Raw genomic sequence first — 26,842 nt, forward strand, 5'->3', positions numbered from 1 at the left:
CAGGATTATTGAAGTAACAACATTTTGAACCATAAAACACCTCATTCAAATATATTTTTGAATGTATTTTAACATTAAACTTTGTAGATGTCAACTTAAAATCCACCAATTAATAATTGCATGATATAACATTTAAGAATCTCTAATTATTATAAAAACGTTAAGATAGATCTTAACGTTTTTATCTTTATACTTACTTACTTGTCTTATTGTATACTCTTACTTGTCTTGTTTCAAGAATAAACTGATTTTCATCAACTGGACCCTTGTAAATCTTCAGTTTACACTCACCCGTCTTTGCATTTAAATCATAAACCCTATAAATTTCATACTGATCTTTAAATTTTTGAGAAGCGAAAATTTCATTTTGCGTCATCTCAAATCCATCCATGTAATTATAAGTGGTTGTTTTTACTTCAACATAAATTTCCTCATTATTTTCATTCCAGTAGATAATATCATATCCAACACCATCTCCCTCTTCCTTAGATACATGTTTCGGTTGGCGTAAACCTTCTTTAATTGCTTTTTGAGTAAGAAAATCAAAAATAATTTCTTCACCAAGCGCACCAATTCGATTTTTCAACTTATTAAGTTTAGAAAAATCAAGTTTCTTTGCAATACCAACATGCTTTTTCTCAGATTTTTTACGAGTTTTTCCATCTAGCTCAACACTAATTTTAAATCCTTGGTTTCGAAGATAATTTAAATCATTAAACTCTTCCTCACTAAGATCATCTTCATTAGAGTCGAGAGTCCCATCCAAAGGAACGCAATTAGCATTCTGCATTAAGCGACTAAAATCAGAAAATGAAATTGAATTCATCCCATACTGGTTCCAGAAATGCTCCCAACTATTAGGTTTCTTCTTTTTACTATCCCATTGGAAATTCTCAATAAAATCATCACCTTGTTTAATTGCAGGAATTATCTTAAATACATGGTCAATAGTAGCCACTACATTTCCTTCACCGTCAGGTTCAGAAATATGAGTTACTACTCCGCCAGCATAAATTTCAAATTTTCTATCCTTTGTTAACTTCCCAGGTCTTCTACTAAGTACAAGTGCTCCTTCTTTTAGTCTATTGTACCTTCTTATATTCCATCCATAGCTTGTTAAATCGTCTTTATACTTCAATACTCCATCTACAACTTTACCATGATCTAAAATAAAGGTCCCTGAATTTTCGTCTACAGGTGGAATTACATCAAAAATATTTGCCATATTAGGCTCCTTTCTTAACGCAGAACATTTTTTGTCCTGATTTACTTAAGTGTAGCACAAAAAAATCCAAATGTCAACACCCAGGACAAAAAATGTTCTGATAAAAAAATTCTTCTCTTTCATTTGAATTTTTGATAAAACTGACAACCTATTTTCTTAAATTATAAAAAAGTATGGATATCAATAATATACTCGAAAAGTAGTGAAAAATATGCTTATTTCACAAGAACACTATCTCAAGTGTTCTTTTTTTGTAGCCGTATTATATCTTAAAATACTTTATTATAATTTGTGACGATACAGTTCAGACTTGTTTTTTATCATTTGAGAATTTTTGTGGTAATTATATAATTTCTTCTGATATGATATAAGCATGAAAAATACAAAAGAACATAACATCCAAAAAACCTTGTGGCATATCAAACGCCATTGTAGTAATATAGAAAATAATTCTAATCGTGAAGATAGACAATATGAATTTTTCTGTTTGAAATCTAGTATTGAATGTTTAGGACGTGTAATGAATAACGAAAAACCCTATCCACTTATGGACAGGGATGAAGTTTTTTAAAATTCATTGGATCAATCATATTATAAAAATTTATTTGAAAAAGTTCAGTTTCAAATAATTTTAGAATAGATTCATATCAACTTTCAAAGATTTTATTGACTTTCCGAAAAATAAGTATTTTCCGGAAAGTTGGCGGAAAAACCTATTATTATTCTCAAACATAATTATTGTCTAAAATATACTTTGATGTCATTTTTTAGACAATCTTTTTATGAATTTAAATTATTAATCCTATACTTGTCTTTTTGAAATCTTTAAAATTTCTTAAATACTGAGTGTTTTTAATTATAAAATGTTAAAATATAATAGACTAATAGAAAAATTGTTTAATAATAAAAATCTCGGGAGAAATAATGATGGCATATCCTCAATTTATAGATAACTCTAGAAAAAAATTATCTGATGTACTAAATGAAATTGCACCAAATTACTCTGTACTTCGAATAGCAACTGGATATTGGGATCTAGCTGGTACTATTGAACTAATTGACGATTTTGAGCAATATTCGAAAATTCAATTATTGATTGGTAAAGAGCCTATTGCTCACAGGCTGCAAACACAATATAACATTGATATGAATTCCCCTGAGAACCTATTCCCAGAAGCTGATATAACTCATGATCTACAAGAATATGGCAAAGGAGGAAATAATACGGAAATACTCGAACAACTCCGCATGACCGCCAAAAAACTTGTAAATCTAATCAATAGTAACAAACTTGAAGTAAAAATATATAGAGAACCTAGGCTTCATGCTAAAGCTTATATATTTGGAGAACTAGGAGACGCTGACTCAGTTGGTATTATTGGTTCTTCAAATTTTACAAAGGCAGGACTCACCTCCAATGCAGAGCTAAATTTTCTTACAGAAAACTACCAAATTGTTGAATTCAAACCAACCAGTGATAAACAACAAAATGGACATATCGTATGGTTTGATGAATTATGGAAAGATGCTGAAGATTGGACAGGGGAATTCAGTAACATCATTGTGGATAGTCCGGTTGGAGATAAAACCTATGGTGCTTATGATGTTTATATCAAAACTCTTATGGAAGTTTTTCCTGAGGAACTACAGCCCGTAGATCCTTTTGACAAAGATATCGAAGATATTCTTCATCCATTCCAAAATCAAAACGCACTTGATCTAAGACGGAAATTGTCACGTTATGGCGTTGCAATGCTTTCAGACTCTGTCGGTCTAGGAAAGACCATCACAGCTGCTGCTATCATTAAACAATATATCGAGGATGGAAACAACAATATTTGTATAATACCTCCAGCATCACTTAAACAACAATGGATTGATGAGTTAGAAGGGGAAAGATGGAATCTTCGGGAGGGAAAAGATTTCAGATTGATCTCTCAACAAGATTCTGGAAAAATACAAGAACAAATTGATTACTTTAAACATCATAAAAACTCTCGAAATACTATTGACTTATTCGTGGTTGATGAGGCTCACAATTTGAGAAATCAAGGAAGCACTCGCTATCAAAAGATTTTACAACTATTTCAAGAGAATCCTCAATCAAGAGTTCTTTTACTTACTGCTACACCTATTAATAACTCTTTGATTGATTTTGCAAATCAAATACAACTAGGTGCAAAAGGTGATTTAGTTTCTATAAATGTCCCGTATAAAAGTAATAAAGGTAAAACTCTTGAATATATTGACTTCTTTGAAGCACTAAAGCGAATTCAATCAGAAGCAACTCGTGCAGAAAAGCGTGGAGAAGAATTTGATTGGGATTTCCATAAAAATACTATCATCGCGGGAATAAGGCATTATCTTGTTAGATCGACAAGACAAGGTGTTGTCAAAAATCAGCAAATGAATTCTATAAATGGACGGAGTAATCCTTTCCCGACGTCAACAATTGAACAGTTTCCCTATACTTATCTCAATGAGGATAACGAATTTATTCAACAAGTCTTAAACGAAGTACAAGATACTACTTTCGAAGCTCTTTCTCCTGTATCTCTAAACCTAAATTTAATTGGAGAATTAACACAACGTACTTCTCACCCACTTGATTTATATAAGGAAATTCATAAAGAGCAACAATCAGGAATTAATATTTCTGAAAAGTATGACCTATCCGTAAACTCGAATAGTAATGCTATATTTTCTAATAAAGATGAAACTTCAAATATTATCCCAACATTATTTAAAGTGATAAACTTCCTGGGATTTGCACCTTACAAACCCGATTCCTATTCTCATAATATTTACAATAAAACAATTAATGAAATTCGTGCATTGGATTTAAAAGGAAACGAGGCTAATCAATTAAGAACTCAACTTGCTGTTCACAATATGCTTCATGTCACTTGGCTAAAACGTTTGGAATCATCTACAGCCACCCTACTAAGATCTGTACTGAATTATCAAGATAGAATTGCTTTGTTTGAAAAATGGCTGGATAGGGGATATATTGTTAGTCTGACTGATGCCGCAACTCTTGATAGTGAATATGGTGAAGATATTGATAAGGCTTTCGAAGATTATGATAAATACTTGTCAGATTTAGATGAGGCTATGTCTCAAGGTAACGAACAAGATATTAAAAAACGTGGTGTCGAAAGAAAAGAAGCTGATGAGAAACTATTTAATATCCCTCAATTAAAAAAAGATCTCCAACGAGATAAAGAAATATGTAAATTCTTAACTACTGTATTAACAAGATTAAGTAAAAAAGATCATGATAGAAAACTAAATGCATTTGCAGATAAAATAGTAGAACGATTGGAAGAAAATAAATATGGGAAAAAACTATTAGTTTTTAGTTTCTTTTCTGATACGATTGATTATCTGAAGGAACGTCTTCCACAAATACTGGAAAACAGGATTCCTAACTTCTCGAAACGTGCAGAGTTTATTTCAGGCAATAGTGGCTCTGTTGAAGAAATTACTAAACGCTTTTCTCCAAATAGTAAAAAAGCAAAAATTAATAAACAGAGTGAACTCGATTTTCTATTTGCTACTGATGTACTTTCAGAAGGTCAAAACCTACAAGATGCTGGTTTTTTAGTAAATTATGACTTACATTGGAATCCTGTAAGAATGATTCAAAGAAATGGTCGAATTAATCGTTTAGGTTCAACTTATGAAAACATACTAATTGCAAATATGAAGCCTCATGAAGATTTAGAATTCTATCTTAAGTTAATTAGACGTCTAGAACACAAAATTGCAACAATCAACTTTACCGTTGGTAACGATCAAAGTATATTAGGTGAAAGTGAAAATCCAATAGAATTTCATGAAATATTGGAATCTGATAACATTTTTGATGATGATATCGACAAAGCTTCAAAGGCAATGGAACAATTTGAAAATACCGAAGATATATTAGATTGGGTTGATAATTATTCCACTGAATTACGGAAATTTATTGATGCTCACAAAGAAGATGGAGAAATTAAGAGAATTCAAAGTATCCCTGATGGAAAATGGAATTACCTTCCGAAATCAACTGAAAATTTTGAGAATCTAGACTATGTTATCGGACTATATAGAGCTAAAGGTAAAATCTCTGCTACTGGCGCACTGATAAAAGATATTGGTTTCGTAAGCATCGAAAAAAGCTCAGAAAAAAGAGGGCCATTCAGCTCGCTTCAAGCAAAATATATTCAAGAAAAGGATGCTTTGAAACAAATTCAAACGACCCCTCAAGATAATAAACGTATGATAGATAAAATACCAGTAGATAGATCAGAATATATCAAAAAAGGCAGTACAGAAATTAGTGTGCAATTTGAATCAGCTAATCCAGTTTATAGTATAAAGCAACAAGGGATGCAAGCTCTTGAAATTTTAAAAACTTATTTTGATTCAAGTTACAATCTTGTTGGAATTATTGAAAAAGGCATACGTTATTCAAATGATAAACGAACTTTTGAACAAATTGTTCGAGAAGTAAATAAACAAAACAAAGAAAATGGTAAATTAACACCACGAGTAATCAAGAATTTTGAGAACTTGCTAACTAAGCTTTTACAAACTGAATCGGACGAAAAAAGAATAGAGAAAGTCGAAGGTGTATTATTCTATGCAAAACCATAATGGCATTCATACAATAGACAAATTAGTCAAACAATTATCGAATGAAAAGAACGAGTGGGTATCCCTTGCTATAGCAATTGACTTAGCTGATGAAATAATGAGGTGGATCCTTCCAAATCAAGATAGATGGGCTAGTATGTTGGAACACAATAGTCAGAATACTGGAAATCTCCCCTCTCCTCTTCCAATGGATGTTTTCCATAATCAAAAACAAAGAACGTGGTTTCGTGAACACCCGGAATCTAATTCTGCACGTTCAGCCTTTCAACACTTCAAACAGGATGACTGTGTAGTTGAAAGCAAGTTATTCTGGTTTAGTGAAAGTGCAACTAAACAAAAGATCTCAGCTTCAACAGAATTCACATCTAACTGGGAAGACTCTGACTTAACAAGAACTCCAAGCAACAAGATTGGAATAGATTTTTTCCTGACATCTGATGCTAATTCTCTCCTAATTGTGCTTTCTAATAGGAAAAAACTTCGTGTTATGGAGTTACATGATCATTTGAGTAATACTCAAAAACAAATTTTTGAACACAATCTATTTAACGCAGCAGATTATGATGATTCAAAAATTAATAATGGTCAAAATCTCGAACCTCAACAGACTATTCATAAAAGACTATGGGATGCGTTGCAACTTAAAGAAGTTAACAAACAATTCTATTCAATTATTGCACAATTCTTTGAAGATCTAGTTAAAACTATGGAAAATCAAGGAAAGAACTCAGAAGATGCAAAACAATTTTCTTCCCGACTACTAGGACGAATGCTTTTCATTTGGTTTTTACGGAAAATGAAAATTATTTATGAGGACTTTGGATACTTCGAAATAGATAGTTTATCAGCTACTGAATATTATGAAAAGAAAATCAAACTTCTATTTTTTAGCACTCTAAATACTGATATTTCCGATCGTAAACACCTAGATTATATAACACCATATTTAAATGGTGGCCTATTTGAACCCAAGGAAAATGATTTTATTCACGAAACTATCAATTTCCCTAAAGATTATTTTAAAAATCTTTTTGATAGATTTAACGAGTTCAATTTTACTACTGATGAATCTAGTGCTGACTTTGAAGTGATTGCAGTCGATCCTGAAATGTTAGGACAAGTATTTGAAAATCTATTGGCTACTCAAAATGAAGATACTGGACAGAGCGCACGGAAACTAAGTGGAGCATTCTACACACCGAGAGATATTGTAGCATTTATCTGTAAAGAATCTTTAAGAGAATATTTGTATAGCAAAGTGGGAAATAAAGCCTTCAACCAAGGAATAGACTTACTAATCGACTACTCAGATGCTGAATTTTTAGCTAGAAAAAGTACATCTGGTGCTGATTTATGGGGAGTCAATAGTAAAAATATAACAAAAACTATCCTTGAGGCTCTAGATAACTATAAGGTTTTAGATCCTGCTTGTGGTTCTGGTGCTTTCCCAATGGGAATGATTCAACTCCTTGTTAGGACATATGAAAGATTACTAAAATCCTATGATGCATACGAGCTCAAACTTTCAATTATTGAGAACAACATCTTTGGAGTAGATATCGAACCGATGGCAATTGAAATTTCTCGTTTAAGAGCTTGGCTTTCAGTAATTATTGACGAACCCGATAAAAGTAAAATCCAGCCTTTACCTAACCTAGATTTTAAATTCGTTTGTGCCAATAGTTTAATATCTCTAGCCCAAGATGGCACTTCTATTTTTGACGATCCAAACTTAGACTTAAAGCTTTCTGACATTCGACTAAAATATTTTAACGCACGTGTAAAAAGTTCTAAAGATAAGTGGCAAAAAAAATATTACGAATTAACAACCGGAAATATACAACTTGGGGAAACGATTCGTTCCGAACAATTAAGATCCTTTGATCCTTTTATTGTAAAGAAACCAGCAAGTTTTTTTGATAGTTTCTTTATGTTTGGAGTTCACAATTTTGATGCAATTATCGGAAATCCTCCCTACGTTGGGACTAAAAAGCGAAGTACGGCTGATAAAAAAGCTCTAGAAAATGAATTTGGATTTGCAGATGATCTATACAGCCACTTCTTTTTCAAAGGAATCGCTTTACTTAAAGAAGGAGGAAACCTTACATATATCACTTCCAAAACTTTTTGGACTATTCAATCGAAGAAAAACTTGAGAGAGTTACTACTTTCTAATACAGTAAATTATATTTTTGATACTGTTAATCCATTTGAATCAGCGATGGTTGATACTGCAATAACCTCTGTTACAAAAAAAACATTCGATTCTAAAAATCTTATCAAATTCTTAGACGGTAGCGAAAGTTTAATGTCACCATTAGAATTAGAGATAGAACAGTCCACTTATATTAATACTCAAAATACTGTTATTTTTACACCAACTAAACAAAACCTAAAGATTTATGAATTATATGGGAAAAAGATAAAAGAGCTAAATAATCTGTGGTGGGACAAGATTTCTACCAGTAAAAAAATTGAACATAATAAAGAGGAACTTAATGAGTATCGAAGTAACTTAAAACCTGGAGAGATTACTTTATTAGGCTGCTTGACCGAAGGTGGTGTTGGTTTACAAACTGGTAATAATGGTAAGTATATTGCAGTGAGAAAATCAACAAAATGGGCTGATAATATTATGAAAACACGTCCTAGAAAATTAAAAGATGCGATTAATAAATATAATATTCCAGCAAATGAGTTGTGTGGATATACAAACCTTGAAGCTCTGTTCAATGAATTGGAAGAAAAGGATATTGATACAGTTTTTGATATAATCAAAGAAAAGTACGGTCGTGATGTCTTCGGTCAAGGATATCTTTATCGAATCATTGATGACAAAGAAATTGTAGATGTTGATTCATTAACTGAGGATGAGAAGATTAACGGAATTTCGACTACAAAAAATTACTACGTCCCATATGATAAAGGAGATAAAGACGGAAATAAATGGTACCTAGAAACACCATTTGCTATTGCTTGGACAAAAGAAAACGTAAGCTATCTCAAAACTGACTCTCGAGCAAGATACCAAGGATATGCCTATTTCTTTAAAGAAGGATTTTGTTGGTCTGATATTAATACTACTTATTTAAAATGTCGTGCGAAACAAAAGAGTATTAATGATGTTAAAAGTATGAGTTTATATGGATTATCTGACCAAGTACCAGAATACTATATTATAAGCATCATCAATTCAAAATTCATGAGTAGGTATGTTGATGATTTTGTTAATAATACTCAAACTTTCCAAATAAATGATGCACGTCAACTTCCAATAGTTGTACCTTCAGAAGAAAAACTTCAAGAGTTACTTCCACACTTCCAGGAAGCGATTCGAATAAAGAAATCTGGAGATTCTGTCCAAGAAGAAAATAATAGAGAATTAGAAATAATCGAAAATAAGATTGAAGATATTATTCTTGAAATATATCAAATAAAATAGATATAGATGAATTTTAAAAGAGAGAACGTACTTCGTTCTCTCTTTTTTATATCTAAAACTATAATTTTATTTATTAAAACTGACTCCATTAATATACAAAAATAAAATAATACCATAGACCATTTATATTATTAGATTTCCTTGAATATATAGCAATTGCTTGAAGATTGAAAATAACTAGGTGAGCTAAATGATGCTAAAATGTATTTTTAGTGTACTAGAATTATTGTTTCTACTTCATAGAGTTACGCTCATAACATCAACAGTAATTGTAATTCTGCTTTTTTTCTTGCTTCTAGTTCTGATAATTTTGTACTATCCCAAGCATATGCTAATGATTTCCCTTTGTTATAGATCAACCAAATTTTTAAATTATTAATACTTTCCCTCAGCTCGCTCCAATTATTCTGATCAATTAACTCTGGCAGTTCTTGACTAGTCACAAAATTTGTTTGTTTCATCTTCTTTTTTATTCTTACTGACAGAGGTGGTTGATACTGATTGAATTCAACAATCAAAGTTTCTTTTATTCGATGGAAATATTGATGTAGAGAAGTGTTATGACCGTCTAGATATTCTTCCACTGCTTGCTTAATGGCTGACTCATCATCTAGTTCATAGTGCCTTAACAAGCCGATTAAACGAAAATAAAGTGCCTGTTTCGATACTTCTAAATCCTCTTTGAGTTTTTGAAAAGAATCACAAGAATAATAAATTTTGGATAGAAGAACAATATCAGGCATGAGTACAATAGCTGAAAATATATTAGCTTCTCTCTCCAAAATAGATTCCTGATTATCCACCGATTCTGTAAAATAAGAGCCATCGTGCTTCAAAATGAAGTGCCCTAATTCATGACATAAGGTAAAGTTACGCTTGGCTACAGGATTGTCTTGCTCATAGGAAAAACTCGTTCCTAGATTATCAATAACTGTTAAACCTTCAATTTTATGATTTGAAAAGTGGTGACTTATGACTTGAATGTTATTCTCACGAATGCAATAATCAAAATAATAGTGAAAATGATAGTTCAGGGTTGAAATTTCTTCTTCTTTTATATACGAATAAAGGACTTGCTTTGTGATTTCACTTACTCTTGAATAGAATTCATCCAACGAACAGTACCTCCTTTAAATCACAACTTACAAAACTCAACCAATTGGGTTTAGTCAATTATATAAAAAAAGTGGACTGTTGTCCATCTTTTAATAACGTGAAGAAAGATGTAGCCAAAATTCTTCACTAAAAAGCAAATATGTAAAAACAAATAATTGTTTTAAAACAGAATTATCTTTAGGATAATTAAAGAAAATATTATTCTCTGCATCATTTATATAGCATTCATACGGAATGGGAATAAATGAACTCATATCCTGATAGAAATTTTCTTTCTCCGAGTTGTCAATATATCTAAAGTAGCAAAATGCTACAAATATAAATGAAAAGAAAGATCTTCGTGCTGGATTTATTAAAATATATTTTGAGATATAAAGACCTGTTAATTGTGGACTTCCTGCGTATATAGGAGCTATACCATCTTTAGTTAACATTCGAGTTGACCAACGGATAGTATTAAAAAGTTCCCATTCTTCTTCAACATTATTGCCTGAATTGTGACTGGGCCAAACCGACTTCAAATCAAATAAGAAACTTGGACTATATGAATCATCCAAAATAGTTGGAATTAATGGATTTCCATGAGCAGAAGCATTTCTAATAATTGATAGTTCTGCAAACATTTGCTTAGAAATATTCAGAAATATATATGACTTGGATCTAGTATTAAATCTTGTATGAAAAAATTTTATCACATAGCTGTAAACCTTACTTAATTCGTCAATTGTTAAATTTTCGAAGAAAAGAGTTAGTGGGACATCAACTAACTTAATAGATGCCGCATCATGATTATCAGATATATCGATTTTAAATAATTCAAATTCAGTCCGAAACATGTAACGTGATTTTAAAAGCTTAAAAATTTTAATTTTTAAAGTTTTTAAAGAATTATTTTGATCAAGCGCTTCATAAAACTCCAAAGAGTTAATTGATGATTCCATTAGGAGCATGGTTAATTGAGATTTTATATTTTTCTCTGTTTTTAAAATCCATTTTAAAATAACTTCTTTAAGCTCAATGTCTTTATCAATTAATTCTTGCAATATTTCAGTATCGGTTACTTTATAAAAATGTTTAAAGATATAAGCATGGTAATCATTAACATTTATAATATCCTTTTTGCTAACCTTAAATTTCTTGATTTTTTCTCCAGAGCAAGAAGAAATATCTGTTGCAATTTTTACTTTAACATCCCTTATTTGCGAATTTATTAACCTAAAGTTAACTTTTCTAGCTATTCTAAGATACTTACCTTTATATAACATATCTGGTGTTATAAAAAAGAAAAAACTAACTTTTTGGCCATCAATCAATGTAGATACTGTTCCATAGTTATTAAAAACCTCTTCAATTATACCCGAAAATTGTCTCGCCATAAATATCTTCCCAACCAACTCATTCAAACTAATCTTATAAAAAATTCACTACTTCAATCGCATTGTTCCAGGTCTTGAATATCTTATCCTTTTCCTAGCGAAAAATGCTTTTTACACTTACTCTAAGTTCTTTAACTAATTGTATCTTAGATAGTCCTCATTCAACTTGTAATTCTGCGATACTCATAGTTTATCAATTTCCTTTACTAAATGCCTTCTTCCGTTCCTCCATAAACTCAATCAATTCTGTTTTGAAGACTCTTTTTTCTTCTTCGGTCAATCCTTTTGAGTTCATACGGAAAAGCAATTCAATATTATCTAATTCATCTGATTTTTCTTCTGAGTTCCCAACTAAATAGTCAACTGAAACATTCAAAATTTGTGCAATTTTAACTAGATTTTCTTGTGTTGGCTTTTTGTTTCCACGTTCCCATGAAGCGTAAGCAGGTTGCGAAATTCCTAGTTTTTCAGCAACATCAACTTGAGTTAAATGTGCTTGTTTTCTTAGATTTTTTAGACGTTCCGAAAATTCCATTATGTTCCTCTTAAAATTTTTAAAGAATTTTTCAAAAACCTATTGACAATTATAACTATTGGTTATATAATGTGAATATAGCTGATAGTTATAGTGGCCGTAAAAATAATAATGCTTAACATTCAGCATCACGATCATTGAAAATTTAATAAAAAGTGCGTCTGACAACCAGAAGACTAATCATCAGAACTACACATAAACTTCGTACCTTTATTGTAAATGTTTTGGAAAGAAAAGTCAAGCTTCTTTATGGTTGAAGTGAAGATATAAAACATTTTTGTGGGCTTCCACGCATTTCGGACTTTCGCACTTTTCCGTATAGTAAAGTGAACTGGCTTCGCCGAAGGGCGTAAGAGAATCCATAGGGTATGATAGTGACTACCTTTGAGATTGGCTGGGAAAGCGATGGTAATTTACGCAAAGCACCTTGCTAAACGTTGCCACCGTGGAAAGAGGAATCTTTCCAACCAAATAACTTTTCTTTACTGCTGTCTATCCTTATTAGATAGACTAACTCTCAAGCTACTAAGTCTTCCCAATTTCTTGGTAGCTTTTTACTTTGACAATAAAGGAGAAAACTATGACAAACTTTTTTCGCATCACAATGTAAAAGACTATACAATAATTACATCTTCACTGATAGAATGTTTCGTTCATCTGAGAAACTACAAGCTCAACTTTATTCTCAAACTCTCAGTGATTTAAATACAATAGCTAAAAAATCAATAGCTAATGGATTTCCTCAAAGTGAAGTACAATTTTATACTAGAATGTTTAAACGTAAACTTTCTATTCACCATTACTCAAGAGTGAAGCAATTAGCTTAGCTCTTTTTATTTTACAATCAGAAAGGAAAATACTTATGATCCCAGAAACACTAAAAATGAAACCAGAATTTATCGGCCCAGCTTACTATGAAAAATTGGGAAATGCTCCACGTTTTATCTTTGGAAAAGAAGGTAAATATCAACGTCATATTCTAAACAGTGAAACACATGGTTCCTTCCATGTTATCACACCTGCTTCTACTACAGTCTTCCCAGAAGATGCTCTTGTAGAAGTTGTTAATCCTATCTTCCTATCAGATACTTCTCTGAATGGAAATTCTGTTGCACCTGCACTTAATGTGTTTGCTGAAAAACTAGTATTGAAAAAATAATTACATAAAGGAGAAAATTAAATGGCTAAAATTGGATTAAACTACGGAGAAAAACTACAAATTGCTGATAAAACTTATCGCGTCATTACTGATGGTTTAGACGTCCCGGCTGTCCTTGGAAAATTGACTTTCAGGGGTATTGAAGGACCTGATATTATCTTTGAAGAGGATCGTTCACAAAGAAACCCTGACGGTTCATTTGCCCAAATTAATACTGGAGAAGTCCGTGGTATTGTTGTTGCGATTCATTCTTCTGTACAACATCAGACACTCTTCTTTACTATTGCAGATATGTCCCAATCTGAAATTGAAGAACTTGGCCTAAAATATCGTGAAGAAATTGAACTAGAAGCTATTGTCATTACGCATACTCACGTAAATCGAAATGATATCTTCAAATTATTTGCTTCTAAAATTAAGAAGAAAACAGGAGGTACACCATCCAAGGAAAATAAATCTGTCGAACATAAAAAGCAAGACTAGGAGGTAAGACATTATGAGACTCTTTACCTATCGAGGACAAAGAGTTCGAATCATTCACCGAAAAATTAAGGGAATCACTTGGTTAATTCTGTGGTTTCCTTTTTTAGTTGCTATTAGCCTTTATACTTACGTTCACCTAGAAGAATTAAAAATCAATCCCCTACCGCAAGCTTATTTAATAGGCGCTGTATTCCTTTGTTCTTCTATTCTTACTTGGTTCATTAATCAGCTTTGTTACGAGAAATTACTCTTCTTTCAAAAAATGAATAGCTTACGTATTTTATCTCGGTTTTTATTGGAGAATAATCTTTACCTATCCAAAAAAATTAAACGAGAAAATAAGATTAGTGAAAAGATTGAACTTCCCCAAGTATATCTAAAACAATCACCATATAAAATTGAAATTAGCTTCATCTTAGAAGGGAATAAATTTCAAGATCGTTTCTTAAACCTTGGTTCCACTCTTGAAGTAATGTTTAATGGAGATTTTCGAAATAAGACTTTCGATAAACGCTTTATCAAATATGAAATTGCCATCAATCGTATTGATAGTCGTATTTCTATTGATAATGTTTCAGTCAAAGGTTCGAAACTACAACTCATGAAAGATGTGACTTGGGACTTTATTGAAGAGCCTCATCTTCTCATTGGCGGTGGAACCGGTGGAGGTAAAACTGTTGTCCTCATGACTATCATCTATGCACTCTCTAAAATTGGATTTATTGATATTTGTGATCCCAAAAACTCTGACTTAGCTGGTTTAAAAAAGATACCAGTCTTTCATAACCGAGTCTATACTAGTAAAGAGGATATCATTAACTGTTTTAAAGAAAATGTAGAGTTTATGGAAAAACGCTATAAACTGATGTCTTCCTCCCATAAGTTTCAAGCTGGTAAGAACTTTACGCACTATGATATGAAACCAAAGTTCATTCTAGTAGACGAATGGGCAGCTCTCATGGCAAAAATAGACCGTGATTATAGTCAACAAGGTGAACTCATGGAATATCTTTCTCAACTCGTCCTAGAAGGCCGTCAAGCTGGCGTATTCATTATTTTTGCAATGCAACGGCCTGATGGTGAATTTATCAAAACAGCTCTTAGAGACAACTTTATGAAGCGTCTCTCCGTCGGTCATTTAGAATCAACAGGATATGACATGATGTTTGGAGATGCAAATAAATTAAAAGAGTTTAAAAAACTTGATGAAATCAACGGAATCCGTGTCAAAGGTCGGGGGTATATTGCTAACAATGGTGATTTAGCGGGCGAATTTTTCTCACCTTATGTTCCACTTGATCAAGGTTTCTCCTTCTATGATGCTTACTCACAAATACCAATTATCGAATTTGAAGGAGAAGAATTCTCTGTCTTCAAAGAATTCACATCACAAACTCAAACTGAAAAAGGGACTCAGGAGTCTGATATGGTACTTAAAACTGCTAGACGTACCCTTAAAGATTTTTCTGATGAGCAAAATTTAAAAATGACAACACTACGAAAAATAATCTATCTATTAGAGGAAGAAGGAATGACTTTTGAACGTTCCGATTCCGCTATTTTAGTAGAACCTTTCCAAGAAAAACTCCTTCTTGAAATACTCTCACAATTTGATGAAGACGGGCGCAAATCTTATCCAAAAGCTGTTGAAGCGATTATTAATCATCATGGGCTAGGACAAGGGCAAGGGCAAGCCTGACCACAGGTCAGGCGCAGACCGTAGACCGACGTTCCTAGTCCATGATGAAACTTCAACCCCCGGTTTCTAACAGGGGGGTTACATTTGGCAAAAATGCCATATCCACCCCTCTTCATTCCTTATGGGAGTTGAGTTTACAGATTCCAAGAAGTGTGTAACTTTCGTCAAAAAAGTGTGTCACTCTAAAAAAGGAGGTATACTCATGAATGGATAAAATCAGCCCATTCAATCTTAAAAAATTTCGTCAAGAAACTGGGATGAGTCAAAAACAATTTGCAGAAGCTATTGAACTCCCAACTAGAACCTACCGTTCATATGAATCCGGAGAACGGGGTTTAACTATCGAAAAGTTCCGAGATCTCAAAGAGAAATTGGGATTTCATAAAGAATATGAAGAAAATAGACTCCGTGCTAGAATTGACTATGTAAGAATTTCCTTCCCATCCCTACGAGATCTAGAAAGCTTTTGTAAAAACTTTCTCTATTGTCATCTCACTGAATTCACAGAACAAGAAACACGTCTCATGAATTATACTCATCTCTGGCAACGAGGAAATATTTGGATCTTTGATTTCTTTGACAAAACCGAAACAAAAGATTTTCAAGCTTGTCTTCAATTATCAGGTCAAGGATGCCGTGAGATGGAAGTTCTTTTAGAACATAAAGGAGTAACTTGGCAGACATTCTTTCAAAATCTTCTTTATGCTTATGAGGATTGCCGCATTAAACGACTAGATATTGCCCTAGACGAGCTCTACAAGGGTTTCGGTAGAGAGGATGAACAAATACATCTCCCTGAATTAATAAAACGTCTATACGCAAAAGAAATCATCCTAAAGTCACTTAAAAAATGGAATGTGACTGGTGGAGGTTCTTTTACAAATAATGAAGACATGGAAGCAAATCACGGACTATCTATTTATTTTGGTTCCCGTCAAAGTCAACTCTACTTCAACTTCTATGAAAAACGCTACGAACTTGCTCAACAGGAAAACATCTCCTTGGAAGAATCCTTGGAGATTTTTGGTATCTGGAATCGCTATGAAATTCGCTTTTCCGACCAAAAAGCACAAGGTACAATCGAGGAATATGTCAATGGAGTGGATCTTGGAGAAATTGCCCGTGGTGTCGTTAATAAAGAAATTCAAGTCTATAATGGCACTAATCAATTCGGATCTTATAAACCAGACGAAAAATGGCAAACACTTTTTGGAGGTGTTGAACCTTTAAAACTATCAACAAGTCCACAACCTTACAGTTTTGAGCGTACTATTCGCTGGCTAACCCATCAGGTATCGAACTCCTTAGCACTCGTGAATGAAGCGGATAAAATCATGCAGACGGAATACATGAAAATGATTCAAAACAGCGGAGAAATCACAGACCGAGGGAATGCAATGCTAAATCTTATTAAAGCAAATAAACAATACGAAACATAGAAAGGAATTATCCATGGAATATAAAGTAGAATTAAGCTCACTTGAAGGCTTTAAAGCATGGGCTGGCGCCCTAGATACATTAAATACCGTTCGAGAGCGAGGAGGAATGGATGACTTAACCACTATCTGTGAAGAAATTTTCTGCGGAGACATCCCAACCGAAGTACAAATTAATGACTGGCTCTGGTTTGACTCTGACTTTATCTACCAAGCATTAGGTTATGAAGACCTATTAGAAAACTAATGTTTAAGAAAATATATAGAGAAGATTTTTTTCTATTACCTGATCAAGAATTTTGGACATTCTATATCCTTTTACGAAAAGGAAAAGATTATTACTATGAATGTGCCGCAAAATCTAGAGAAGAATCTCCTAACTCAAAAGGATTTTATACATACGACCATGCACTATTCACAATAGATGGTGAGTTAATCAATTTCAACTTAAACATGCGTCCTTCTCTCATAACCTATATTCAAAAAACAATTAAAGTCAATCAAGAAATATTTAGAAAGGAAATAATTATGGCTACAAAAACACAATTTGAAAAGAAAGTCTGTCAACTCTCCTATGAATTTGGGGAATTACTCAAGAAAAAGGACCACAATCAGGCTTGGACAAAAGCTGGTGAGTTAAATGCTCTCCTCAAAAAAGAAGAAGTTAAGGAACTAAAACAAGACCTAGTAGAGCAGCTACAAAATGAATTGCGAGGATACTACTTCATCAACGGGGAGATTGAAAAAGCCAATAAACGTCTTTATGCAAAAGGTTCAAAATTTATTGAATTAGCTAATATTTAAAAGGAGTATCTATGAATAAATCAAAGAACTACCTACTAAAAATTAGAGATTATCTCTCAAATTTTGAAAAGAAAGAGAAGAAAGGAAAACCACCAAAATTAAAAATTGTAAATAAAAAGACTGTAAACATAGCTATGATCGGAGGAATTTTTTTCCTCCTTTTTATTGGTCTAATGGGTTCTTTCCGAGCTATTACTCTTTCAAATCAAGTCACTTCTCTACAAGAAAGTATTAAAAACATAGACATCACTTCAAATCAAACTAAAACGGAGCCCGAACAATACAACTATCAACTTCAATACTATCTGAATGACTATGTTTATGCTTATTTTACTCTCTCCCAAGATACCGATAAGCAACAAGAGCAAGTTAAACGATTAGAAAACTTCTACAACTTTGTTCCTGATATCAAATCACAAGGTCAAATTCGAAATCCAAGTGAACTTGTCTCATCTCAATTACTGACTGTAGAGGATAATATTGCCAGATATAAGATTAAATACAAAGAAAAGATTAATAATGAGAATCTTAAAGAATACCAGATAGGTTTCAACATACCTTTTGGAAGAAAAGATGGAAAATTCTTTATATCCGGACTACCTTGGTTCTCTGCTTTAACATCTTACCAAGCTGGACAGTTTAACGAAGAAGAAAAACTAAAATTATCTGCGACAGATCAATTCTCTGGCTCAGAACATAAGAAGGTAGAGAAATTTCTTACGATTTTCTTTACAAATTATACTAGCAATCAAGATAATTTAAATTTAATTGCACCAGATATCACTGTTGTGTCTAATACAAAATTTAAAACTATCGACTATATTTATCTTAAAAATGAAGGAGACTCACTCATTGCTTATGTGCAAGCTACTTTTGAAGTTGGAGGAAGTACTCACTCAGAAAACTTTACTTTTACCCTCTCAGAAAAAGAACAGACGTACTATGTCACAAAATTAGAACACACCATTCCATTAAATTATGCAAACGATAAAGAATAGGAGAAACATATGAATACTGGAAATCTACGAACATTTCTTCAAGGTGATGCCGTTTGGATCTTAGGAGCTATTGCTGTTCTATTAGCCATTAAAGCCTGGCGCAATAGTTCTTGGATTCAACTCCTTTCCGTACTAGGATTTTATGCCGTCATCGTCTCCCTGACCAAAGGACAAGATATCTTGAAAGCTTTTGGTTGGTTCCTTAGACTTTTCGGAATCGAAACAGGTCTTTAATCATGAATGAAGAAAAACTATACGACTACAGCAAGGGGCTCAACGCCCCTTATTGGATTCAAGAAATAAAAACGAAGCAAGGTACACGAATTTGGTATTTCGCAACACCAATGCAGTTATCTTTTTTTATTGTCTTCATCTTCATTTTTGTGATGATGTTGCTTTTTGGAGGATTTATTTTGATTCCAATCGCACAATTCACACACTCTATTTCACTACTACTCTATTGGTATATTCCATATAAATTAGCTAAATTTTATACCGAATATGAACCTCATGGTAAAAAAATGCATGTCTTTATTGGAGACTATTTCATTTATCTTTTTGATTTTAAATTAAACAAAAAGGCAATCTACCACGAAGATCGAATAAACCCAATAGATGAAATAGTTTTTGAAAAAACAAATTTATAGAAAAGGAGGATTTATGAGTATTATCTTAACTTACCCAATTAAAGCAACCAATGAAAATCTAGCTCTCAAAGGTGATCAATCTGTTGTTGCTTACTATCGCGTTCCTAATACTCCAATCACTATTACGGATGAATATAAAAAAGAAAAACACAAGATAACAGTTTCTCAAATCATGAAGAAACTAAAGAAAAATAAGCACTTTGAGATTTCACTAATCCCAAAAGATTACCTCTTAGAAGAAAAATTGCGAGACTTTTCTGAAGCTCTAGCGAATGATAGTCGAAAACTTGGAGAAGAACTTCTTCTCTATACCGTTGATAGACTAACTGATGAGATGGAAATTCCCTATCAGTACGATTGGGTTGTAGGAATCAAGTTACGTAAACAAAACAATGGTGCAACTCTAAAAGAATTAGCTCTTGAGAACTTAACTGAATTCTCTGAGAAAATTGCTAATGGATTTGGATATGAATTCAAAACAAATTTGACTTGGTATGAAGAATATAAAAATGATGAAGAAACTGTCTTTCAAGCTTTATCTACTCTTCGTGCTAAACGTCTTACAGATGAAGAACTATTCTATTATCAACGCATGCAATATCTTCGCTATATCCCTCACTATAAGAAAGAAGTTCTTGCTAATCGTTCTCAATTCAATATTACAGATACTCTAATCAAAGTCCTAAAAGGTGGTTTCCTCAAGCTCGAAAGTCCTTATGGTTCGTCCTTTGTTACTATTCTTCCAATTGGGAAATATCCTGTGCAATTCAATGGTTTTCATTTAGGAGAGTTTGTCCAACGATTGAACTTCCCTGTAGAACTTCGAATAAAGGCAGAATTCATTGATTCCAACAAAATAAAAGGGAAAATGGGGCGCTCTAACACTCGCTTTAGAAACATCATGGAAGAGGCAGAAAACACGGATACTGTTCAACAGGACGAAATTATTATGGGTTCCATCTCCCTAAAGGATCTCATGAGAAAGGTGGGTAATAAGGAAGAGATCATCGAATACGGAGCTTACCTTGTGGTTTCAGCCTCAAGCGTAAATCAACTCCGTCAAAGAAGACAAGTTATTCTAAATTACTTCGATGATATGGGTGTTGAAATTAGCGAAGCTTCACAGGATGCCCCTTACCTCTTTCAAGCACTACTTTATGGAGAATCTCTCCAGAAAAAAACTCGGACATGGACACACATGGTCACATGTAGAGGTTTCTCTGAACTTATGCCCTTTACAAGTACTTCCTCAGGAAATCGTATTGGTTGGTATATCGGTCGTGTAGATAACTGGATTGGACGCTGGGATAACATCGAAAAGGCTATTGATTCTTCAAAGAATATCGTCCTCTATAATGCCACTGTCGGAAATAAAGAAGATATCGCTGGTAAGATCACTAAAAACCCACATATCATCATTACAGGGGCAACAGGACAAGGAAAATCTTTCCTGGCTCAGATTATCTTTTTGAGTGTTGCTCTACAAAATGTCAAAACACTCTATATCGATCCAAAACGTGAACTTAGAAATCATTATCATGAAGTAATTAATTCTCCTCATTTTTCCGAACTATATCCGGAACGAAAGAAACAGATTGAAAACTTCAATTTTGTGACTCTCGACAGCTCTCTTCCTTCTAATCACGGAGTGTTAGATCCAATTATAGTTCTTGAGAAGGAACAATCCGTAGAAGTTTCTAAAAACATGCTCGAATTTCTTTTACAAGCCGTGGATGATGTCTCAATGGATCAGAAGACAGCAATCACAGAAGCAATCAATGCGATTGTTGAACGTAGAGCAGCAGGTGAAAAAGTAGGATTCAAACACGTTTTAGAATCTCTAAGAAATTCCTCATCTTCTGAAATTGCTTCGGTAGGAAGATATCTAACGTCAATAGTAACAAATTCTATTTTAGAATTAGCTTTTTCTGACGGAACAACCCAAGGCCTTGACTATGAGTCACGAGTGACTATTTTAGAAGTCAACAACCTCAAACTCCCTAAAGATGACTCCACAAAAATCTCCGACCATGAGCGTAATTCTATAGCTCTCATGTTTGCGCTTGGTGCTTTCTGTACTCACTTTGGAGAACGAAATGAAAATGAAGATACAATTGAGTTCTTCGATGAAGCTTGGATTCTAATGAAATCCGCAGAAGGAAAAGCTGTAATTAAAAATATGCGCCGTATTGGACGCTCTAAAAATAATACTTTAGCACTGATTACACAATCTGTTCATGATGCAGAAAACGATGATGATACAACTGGTTTCGGAACAATCTTTGCATTCTATGAAAAATCAGAGCGAGAAGATATTCTAAAACATGTAAATCTCGAAGTTACTGAAAACAATCTAGAGTGGATTGATAATATGATTTCTGGTCAATGTCTTTATTATGATGTTTACGGAAATCTTAATATGATTTCAATTCACAATCTATTTGAAGATATCGATATGCTTTTGAAACCAATGAAAGCCACTGTATCTTCAAGCCTCGAAAATAAATACGCTAGTTAGGAGGTGAATCTATGCAAGAGGCTTTTGACAAGCTCAAGGGAGTGGATATCTTCTCTCTTAAATCCTACATGGAACCAACGGGTTATGCATCTTTTAATGGAGCTTGGGTTCTCATCAATGAACTTTTTGTCAATCTCTTCTTTTTCATCCTCAATGCTGTTGTTGGCTTTTTCTCTTTGTTCATCCGAATCCTTGAAAGTATCGACCTTTACAGCTCATATAAAACTTATGTTTTTAACGGTGCAAAGAGTCTATGGAATGGGTTTACTGGTTCAACAAAAGGGAATGTTACTGACCAATCATTAGTTGCATTACTTCTTTTGATACTTGGTTTTTATCTCTTCTACCAGTACTTCTTTTCTAAAGGCTCGTTTGCTAAAACACTTCTTCATGTTTGTCTAGTCATTCTACTAGGATTTGGTTACTTTGGTACAATTGCTGGAACTTCCGGAGGGCTTTATCTTCTTGATACCATCAATAATGTCTCGAAAGATGTCAAACAAAAAATTGTAAGTATTAAGGTGGACTATGCAAAAGGAAAATCTGTAAAAGTCAGTGAATCTATGGCGGATAGCTATATAGCTGAAACTTCCTATAAAGCCTATCTTTTTGTAAATACTGGCCAAGAGAACGGAAAATACAAAAACAGTCAAAATGGAAAAGAAGAAGATTTCGACGATAGCAAAGTGCTCGGAACTAGTGATAGTAAAGGAAATTTCACTGCTGTAAAAACAAAAGAACGTTCTCAATATCTAGACGAATTAGGAAATGGTGCTAATGAAGATGGTGAAAAGAATCGTTGGGTCTCTGCAATGCCAGATTTTATCTTTATACGCACATTCTATGTCATCTTTAAGGTATTAGAAGCATTTGTCTTAGCACTACCAATCATTGTTATTCAATTATTAAATATAATCGCACAAATTATAGTGTTAACAATGATTCTCATATTCCCAATCGTTCTTCTTATTTCTTTTATTCCTCGAATGCAAGAATTAATTTTTGGGGTTCTTAAAGTTATGTTGGGAGGTTTAGCCTTTCCAATAATCTCTAGTTTATTAATCTTGTTAATTTTCTACATTGAAAAAATTGTAGAAAATATGATTATCACTAGTTTTGATACTATTTTGAAGAATCTGCCATCCTTAGTTCTACTCGGTCTAGTCTTTAAGTTATTAGTTTCGGTAGTTGCTAAAGGTGTCATCTACTTCCTGATCTGGAAGTACAAAGCTGAATTAATTCAATTTATCCTTGGTTCTAAAGCTAGATTAGTAACATCTGATATTGGTAATAAGATTGAGAGTGGCGTCATAAAAACAAAAGAAATTACATCTCAAATTCCAACTCAAAGCTTGAAGACAGCTCAACATCTTGGAAACTTTACTCTAGCAGGTGCTGGATTTGCTAGTGGTATGGTGATGAATAGCAAGAGCCACTTCCAAAATATCGGCTCCTATTTTACACAAAAAGACACAACTTCACCTATAGAGAATTCGCAGTCTAAACCAACTGAAAATCCAATTTCTCCAAACCCTTCTGAAATAACTGATCCTCAAATAGAAATCATTCATAAAAACACTCAAAAACCAGCGGTTCATTCCACTAACCAACAAACAGCTACTCCGACATCCAATGATGAATTTCAAACTCTGAAGGAAGAAAGAATTTCACCTTTCAAGCAGCATAGGATCAATAATATTGAACAACAATTAGAAAAATATAAAGATACTCAGTCAATGTATAAAGCACAAGGTTCAAATGCTTTCACTCGTGCTTATCGTAAAACAATGACACGAGATAACAAATTGAAAGCAAATATCGAACGACGAAATAGACTGACTCAACGACTAAATCAACTGAGAGGAGAATTAAATGAACATTAAAATACACTCAAGAACTGCCTTCCCAAAAATTCTTGAAGAAGCACTTTACCAAGCTTATAGAGAAGGAAAACGATCTGTCGATTTCCTTCTTTTATTTCCTGTTTTAGAGGAAGAGCAAGAACAAATTATTGACCAAGTTATATCTCATGCTGTCGTTTTGGATGCTAAATGGAGATTTGGAACTGTCTTATTTACTGCTTATATTAAACACTAAAATTAGAAAGGAGATTCTATGAAAAAACTAAAATGGTATCTATTGTCCTTCCTCATTCCATTAATAATTCCAGTCTTTGTAATTATAATCTTCATGGGAGTAATTGGAGGAAGTGCAAATAGTTCTTCCACAACATCAAAAGATTTCAAATATGCTGAGCACTGGTCAGACGGAGATCCATATACACATAATCTCCTTGTTCATCGTTATGGTATCAAGGCTGAACAATTAGACGGCTTTTTAGATACATTAGGAATCTCCTTTGACCGAAACCGTATTAACGGGAGAAAACTTTTAGAATGGGAAGCTAAGTCTAACTTAGATGTTCGTGGAATTGTAGCAATCGCATTAAATGAAAGTTCACTAGGAACGGCTGGTGTAGCACGAAATCCTGGCGCTAATATGTTTGGCTTTGGTGCATTTGACTCCAATCCAGACAACGCGAAGAACTTTAATGATGATATAGCAGTTGTTAGTTTAACTAAGCAAACAATTATTGGAAACAAAAACGAAACCTTTAAAATACAGGACGATAAAGCTCTCAAGTATGCGAATGGAACTCTTAATAGTTCTATAGATGGTGGAGTATATTTTACAGACACTAGCGGTTCCGGAAAACGGAGAGCAGAAACCATGCAAAAACTTGATCAGTATATAGATGAACATGGAGGAACTCCAACAGCTCCGAAGGAAACAAATGATACTGGAACCAGAGTCAGCTCAAGTGAAATTCCATCAGGATATAGCATCACACAAACCATTGATACGACTAATTACATAGCTAGTAGCTATCCCTGGGGCCAGTGTACCTGGTTTGTTTATAATAGGGCAAAACAACTTGGAATTACATTCGATCCCTACATGGGGAACGGTAATCAATGGATGGAAAAATCTGGGTATTCAACCACTAAAACACCTACAGAACACTCTGCACTATCATTCTCATCAAGTCAAGCTGGAGCAGATCCAGTATACGGGCATGTAGCGTTTGTAGAGCAAGTTAAATCTGATGGTTCTATACTTATTTCCGAATCGAATTTTAAGGGACTCGGAATAGTCAGCTATCGAACATTCGATGCAGAATCAGCTAAACAATTTACATATGTCTTGGGACATTAGAAAGGAGAAAATATGTTAGTACAATTACCTGATGAACAAACTCAAGAAATTCAACAAATGATTGCAACTCTCTTGAAAAATGAAATCCATCACTTTAAAGAAGATATCGGGGCAGACAGTCCTTTTCTTAATAAAAAGCAAACTTGTAATTATCTGGGTGTATCTAATAATACTTTAGATATCTGGATTGCTATGGGACTCCCTTATATTAGAATTGGAAAATCAATTCGTTTTAACAAAGAAAGTATCAATCAGTGGATGACTCGATTAGAGATAAGCGCATAAGGAGGCAAAAATGGGCATTTCAAAAACAAAAAATGGATCCTATAGGCTTAGGGTATATATACCCGACGACGTCCAAGGAAAGCTGGGGATTGGAAAACGATTTGAAAAAAGATTCAAAACTCGCAGAGAAGCAAAGGAAGCAGAAATAAAGTTAGCGGTTGACATTGAAAATGCACGTTTAGGAAGGTCATCTACTTTATCTCAAAGAAAAGGAGACATCCTATTCAAAGATTTTTACAAAGATATTTGGCTTGAACCCTATAAAGCAGGGCAAGCCACTGCTACTATTAAACCACCTACAGCAGTAACTGTCTGTCAGACAGAAAATCTCTTCCGTTTGCAAATTCTTCCAGTCCTAGGTAATTATTCTATTGATCATCTCAATGAAAATAAACAACTAGTTTTGTCACTTCTTACTCCACTATCGAATTCTTATGCCAATTTTAAATCCATTAGAGGGTACGTCAATTCTGTCTTGGACTGGGCAGAAGAGCTTGAATATATTCAAGTCAATAAGGTAAAAAAGACAATCAGTAGAATTAAAGCTAATAAAAAATTAGCCCTCAAAGAAAGTAAAAAGTTTGAAGACCTAGCATTAAATGAGGAAGAACTTAAACAATGGCTACAAGCATTTGATGACGATCTAAAAAATGATCGAATGGAATTAAAAGATTATGCTTTGTTCTATACGACATTCTTTTTATCAGATAGAAAATCAGAAACCTACGCTCTCCAATGGAAACATATCAATTTTGAAAAAAATGAAATTCTCATTGAACAAGCATTAGACAAATTCGGGAATGTTAAATCAACCAAAGGAAATAAAAAAACTCTATTTAAAGCACCTAAAGAACTAATGAATATCCTGACCGATTGGAAAATAGAACAAAAAAAGCAACTAAAGCTGTTTGGAATCAGACAGAATGAAAAGCAATTCGTTTTCACATACAATAATAGAACAAACGGTATTAACGTTCCACTTCATATTGATTATCTTAATCATCGAATGAATTCTATTCGAAGAAGACATCCGGAACTTCCTCCAGCATCTCCTCACAAATTAAGACACACCGGAGCAACTCTGGCAAGACAGGCTGGAACATCATTAAATGCTATTTCAGAAGCACTTACTCATAGTGACATCCAAATAACGAAGACTTATGTCAATACTACTGAAACAGTAAATCAAACAGCAGGAGAAATAGCCTTTAGAAGTCTCAAAAAGTAATAGTGTGAACTTGGGGTGAATTTTGGGGTGAACT

Annotated in this window: 22 protein-coding genes; 18 read left to right on the plus strand and 4 right to left on the minus strand. The window is 33.4% G+C overall.

The window, feature by feature from the left end; genetic code table 11:
• Positions 1 to 193: 193 nt before the first annotated feature.
• A complete protein-coding gene (locus HMPREF1116_RS08585) occupies positions 194 to 1,225 on the minus strand; it encodes a DUF3883 domain-containing protein (RefSeq protein ID WP_001273801.1) in 1,032 nt (343 codons plus the stop codon).
• Between the two features lie 373 nt (positions 1,226 to 1,598).
• Between HMPREF1116_RS08585 and HMPREF1116_RS11910 the strand changes: the two genes are divergently transcribed.
• The 3 genes from HMPREF1116_RS11910 (at position 1,599) to HMPREF1116_RS08595 (ending at position 9,308) form a co-directional block, all read left to right on the plus strand.
• The gene (locus HMPREF1116_RS11910) at positions 1,599 to 1,796 is read left to right on the plus strand and encodes a hypothetical protein (protein ID WP_081478797.1); all 198 of its coding nucleotides are present in this window, start codon (positions 1,599 to 1,601) and stop codon (positions 1,794 to 1,796) included.
• A gap of 356 nt (positions 1,797 to 2,152) precedes the next feature.
• On the plus strand, positions 2,153 to 5,866 hold the full coding sequence (locus tag HMPREF1116_RS08590) for a helicase-related protein (protein ID WP_155811951.1): 3,714 nt from the start codon (positions 2,153 to 2,155) through the stop codon (positions 5,864 to 5,866).
• On the plus strand, positions 5,853 to 9,308 hold the full coding sequence (locus tag HMPREF1116_RS08595; protein ID WP_001179378.1) for an Eco57I restriction-modification methylase domain-containing protein: 3,456 nt from the start codon (positions 5,853 to 5,855) through the stop codon (positions 9,306 to 9,308). The genes HMPREF1116_RS08590 and HMPREF1116_RS08595 overlap by 14 nt, the downstream gene beginning before the upstream one ends.
• A 251-nt stretch (positions 9,309 to 9,559) precedes the next feature.
• Here the strand turns inward: HMPREF1116_RS08595 and HMPREF1116_RS08600 are convergent, their stop codons facing one another.
• The 3 genes from HMPREF1116_RS08600 to HMPREF1116_RS08610 form a co-directional block, all read right to left on the minus strand.
• Positions 9,560 to 10,423, minus strand: a complete 864-nt coding sequence (locus HMPREF1116_RS08600; RefSeq protein ID WP_000343274.1) for an ImmA/IrrE family metallo-endopeptidase — start codon at positions 10,421 to 10,423, stop codon at positions 9,560 to 9,562.
• Positions 10,424 to 10,513: 90 nt separating this feature from the next.
• Complete coding sequence (locus tag HMPREF1116_RS08605; protein ID WP_000113745.1) at positions 10,514 to 11,800, minus strand: Abi family protein; 1,287 nt, start codon at positions 11,798 to 11,800, stop codon at positions 10,514 to 10,516.
• A gap of 193 nt (positions 11,801 to 11,993) precedes the next feature.
• Positions 11,994 to 12,335: a helix-turn-helix domain-containing protein gene (locus HMPREF1116_RS08610; RefSeq protein ID WP_000395809.1), complete on the minus strand. Its 342-nt coding sequence runs from the start codon at positions 12,333 to 12,335 to the stop codon at positions 11,994 to 11,996.
• A gap of 862 nt (positions 12,336 to 13,197) precedes the next feature.
• On the opposite strand from HMPREF1116_RS08610, the gene HMPREF1116_RS08615 reads away from it, so the two are divergent.
• The 15 genes from HMPREF1116_RS08615 to HMPREF1116_RS12265 all read left to right on the plus strand — a co-directional run bounded on the left by HMPREF1116_RS08615 (position 13,198) and on the right by HMPREF1116_RS12265 (position 26,808).
• Positions 13,198 to 13,494: a hypothetical protein gene (locus tag HMPREF1116_RS08615; protein WP_000611951.1), complete on the plus strand. Its 297-nt coding sequence runs from the start codon at positions 13,198 to 13,200 to the stop codon at positions 13,492 to 13,494.
• Between the two features lie 21 nt (positions 13,495 to 13,515).
• Positions 13,516 to 13,977, plus strand: coding sequence for a hypothetical protein (locus tag HMPREF1116_RS08620; RefSeq protein ID WP_001062572.1), 462 nt, complete (start codon positions 13,516 to 13,518; stop codon positions 13,975 to 13,977).
• 13 nt (positions 13,978 to 13,990) lie between these two features.
• Positions 13,991 to 15,676 carry an FtsK/SpoIIIE domain-containing protein gene (locus HMPREF1116_RS08625; RefSeq protein ID WP_001236328.1) on the plus strand — a complete coding sequence of 562 codons (1,686 nt, stop codon included), beginning with the start codon at positions 13,991 to 13,993 and terminating at the stop codon, positions 15,674 to 15,676.
• 206 nt (positions 15,677 to 15,882) lie between these two features.
• Positions 15,883 to 17,115, plus strand: coding sequence for a replication initiation factor domain-containing protein (locus HMPREF1116_RS08630; protein WP_000357952.1), 1,233 nt, complete (start codon positions 15,883 to 15,885; stop codon positions 17,113 to 17,115).
• Between the two features lie 13 nt (positions 17,116 to 17,128).
• Positions 17,129 to 17,359 (plus strand): hypothetical protein, encoded by a 231-nt coding sequence (locus tag HMPREF1116_RS08635; RefSeq protein ID WP_000456040.1) that lies wholly within the window; start codon positions 17,129 to 17,131, stop codon positions 17,357 to 17,359.
• Entirely contained in the window at positions 17,359 to 17,916 is a 558-nt protein-coding gene (locus HMPREF1116_RS0102350) for a hypothetical protein (protein WP_000473557.1), read from the plus strand. The genes HMPREF1116_RS08635 and HMPREF1116_RS0102350 overlap by 1 nt, the downstream gene beginning before the upstream one ends.
• Before the next feature lie 11 nt (positions 17,917 to 17,927).
• The gene (locus tag HMPREF1116_RS08640; protein WP_001043231.1) at positions 17,928 to 18,914 is read left to right on the plus strand and encodes a conjugal transfer protein; all 987 of its coding nucleotides are present in this window, start codon (positions 17,928 to 17,930) and stop codon (positions 18,912 to 18,914) included.
• Positions 18,915 to 18,923: 9 nt separating this feature from the next.
• Positions 18,924 to 19,148 (plus strand): TcpD family membrane protein, encoded by a 225-nt coding sequence (locus HMPREF1116_RS08645; RefSeq protein ID WP_001091687.1) that lies wholly within the window; start codon positions 18,924 to 18,926, stop codon positions 19,146 to 19,148.
• A gap of 2 nt (positions 19,149 to 19,150) precedes the next feature.
• The gene (locus HMPREF1116_RS08650) at positions 19,151 to 19,561 is read left to right on the plus strand and encodes a conjugal transfer protein (RefSeq protein ID WP_001001359.1); all 411 of its coding nucleotides are present in this window, start codon (positions 19,151 to 19,153) and stop codon (positions 19,559 to 19,561) included.
• A gap of 13 nt (positions 19,562 to 19,574) precedes the next feature.
• Positions 19,575 to 22,079, plus strand: a complete 2,505-nt coding sequence (locus tag HMPREF1116_RS08655; RefSeq protein ID WP_000022521.1) for an ATP-binding protein — start codon at positions 19,575 to 19,577, stop codon at positions 22,077 to 22,079.
• A gap of 11 nt (positions 22,080 to 22,090) precedes the next feature.
• Positions 22,091 to 23,962, plus strand: a complete 1,872-nt coding sequence (locus tag HMPREF1116_RS08660) for a hypothetical protein (RefSeq protein ID WP_001154544.1) — start codon at positions 22,091 to 22,093, stop codon at positions 23,960 to 23,962.
• Positions 23,952 to 24,176, plus strand: coding sequence for a hypothetical protein (locus tag HMPREF1116_RS08665; protein WP_001022027.1), 225 nt, complete (start codon positions 23,952 to 23,954; stop codon positions 24,174 to 24,176). The genes HMPREF1116_RS08660 and HMPREF1116_RS08665 overlap by 11 nt, the downstream gene beginning before the upstream one ends.
• Positions 24,177 to 24,194: 18 nt before the next feature.
• Positions 24,195 to 25,295 (plus strand): CHAP domain-containing protein, encoded by a 1,101-nt coding sequence (locus HMPREF1116_RS08670; RefSeq protein WP_000734465.1) that lies wholly within the window; start codon positions 24,195 to 24,197, stop codon positions 25,293 to 25,295.
• A gap of 12 nt (positions 25,296 to 25,307) precedes the next feature.
• Positions 25,308 to 25,580, plus strand: a complete 273-nt coding sequence (locus HMPREF1116_RS08675; protein ID WP_000960973.1) for a helix-turn-helix domain-containing protein — start codon at positions 25,308 to 25,310, stop codon at positions 25,578 to 25,580.
• A 10-nt stretch (positions 25,581 to 25,590) separates the two neighbouring features.
• Positions 25,591 to 26,808 (plus strand): tyrosine-type recombinase/integrase, encoded by a 1,218-nt coding sequence (locus HMPREF1116_RS12265; RefSeq protein WP_000512968.1) that lies wholly within the window; start codon positions 25,591 to 25,593, stop codon positions 26,806 to 26,808.
• Positions 26,809 to 26,842: the final 34 nt, after the last annotated feature.

The sequence above is a fragment of the Streptococcus sp. SK140 genome (genome assembly GCF_000259525.1).
Classification (GTDB): domain Bacteria; phylum Bacillota; class Bacilli; order Lactobacillales; family Streptococcaceae; genus Streptococcus.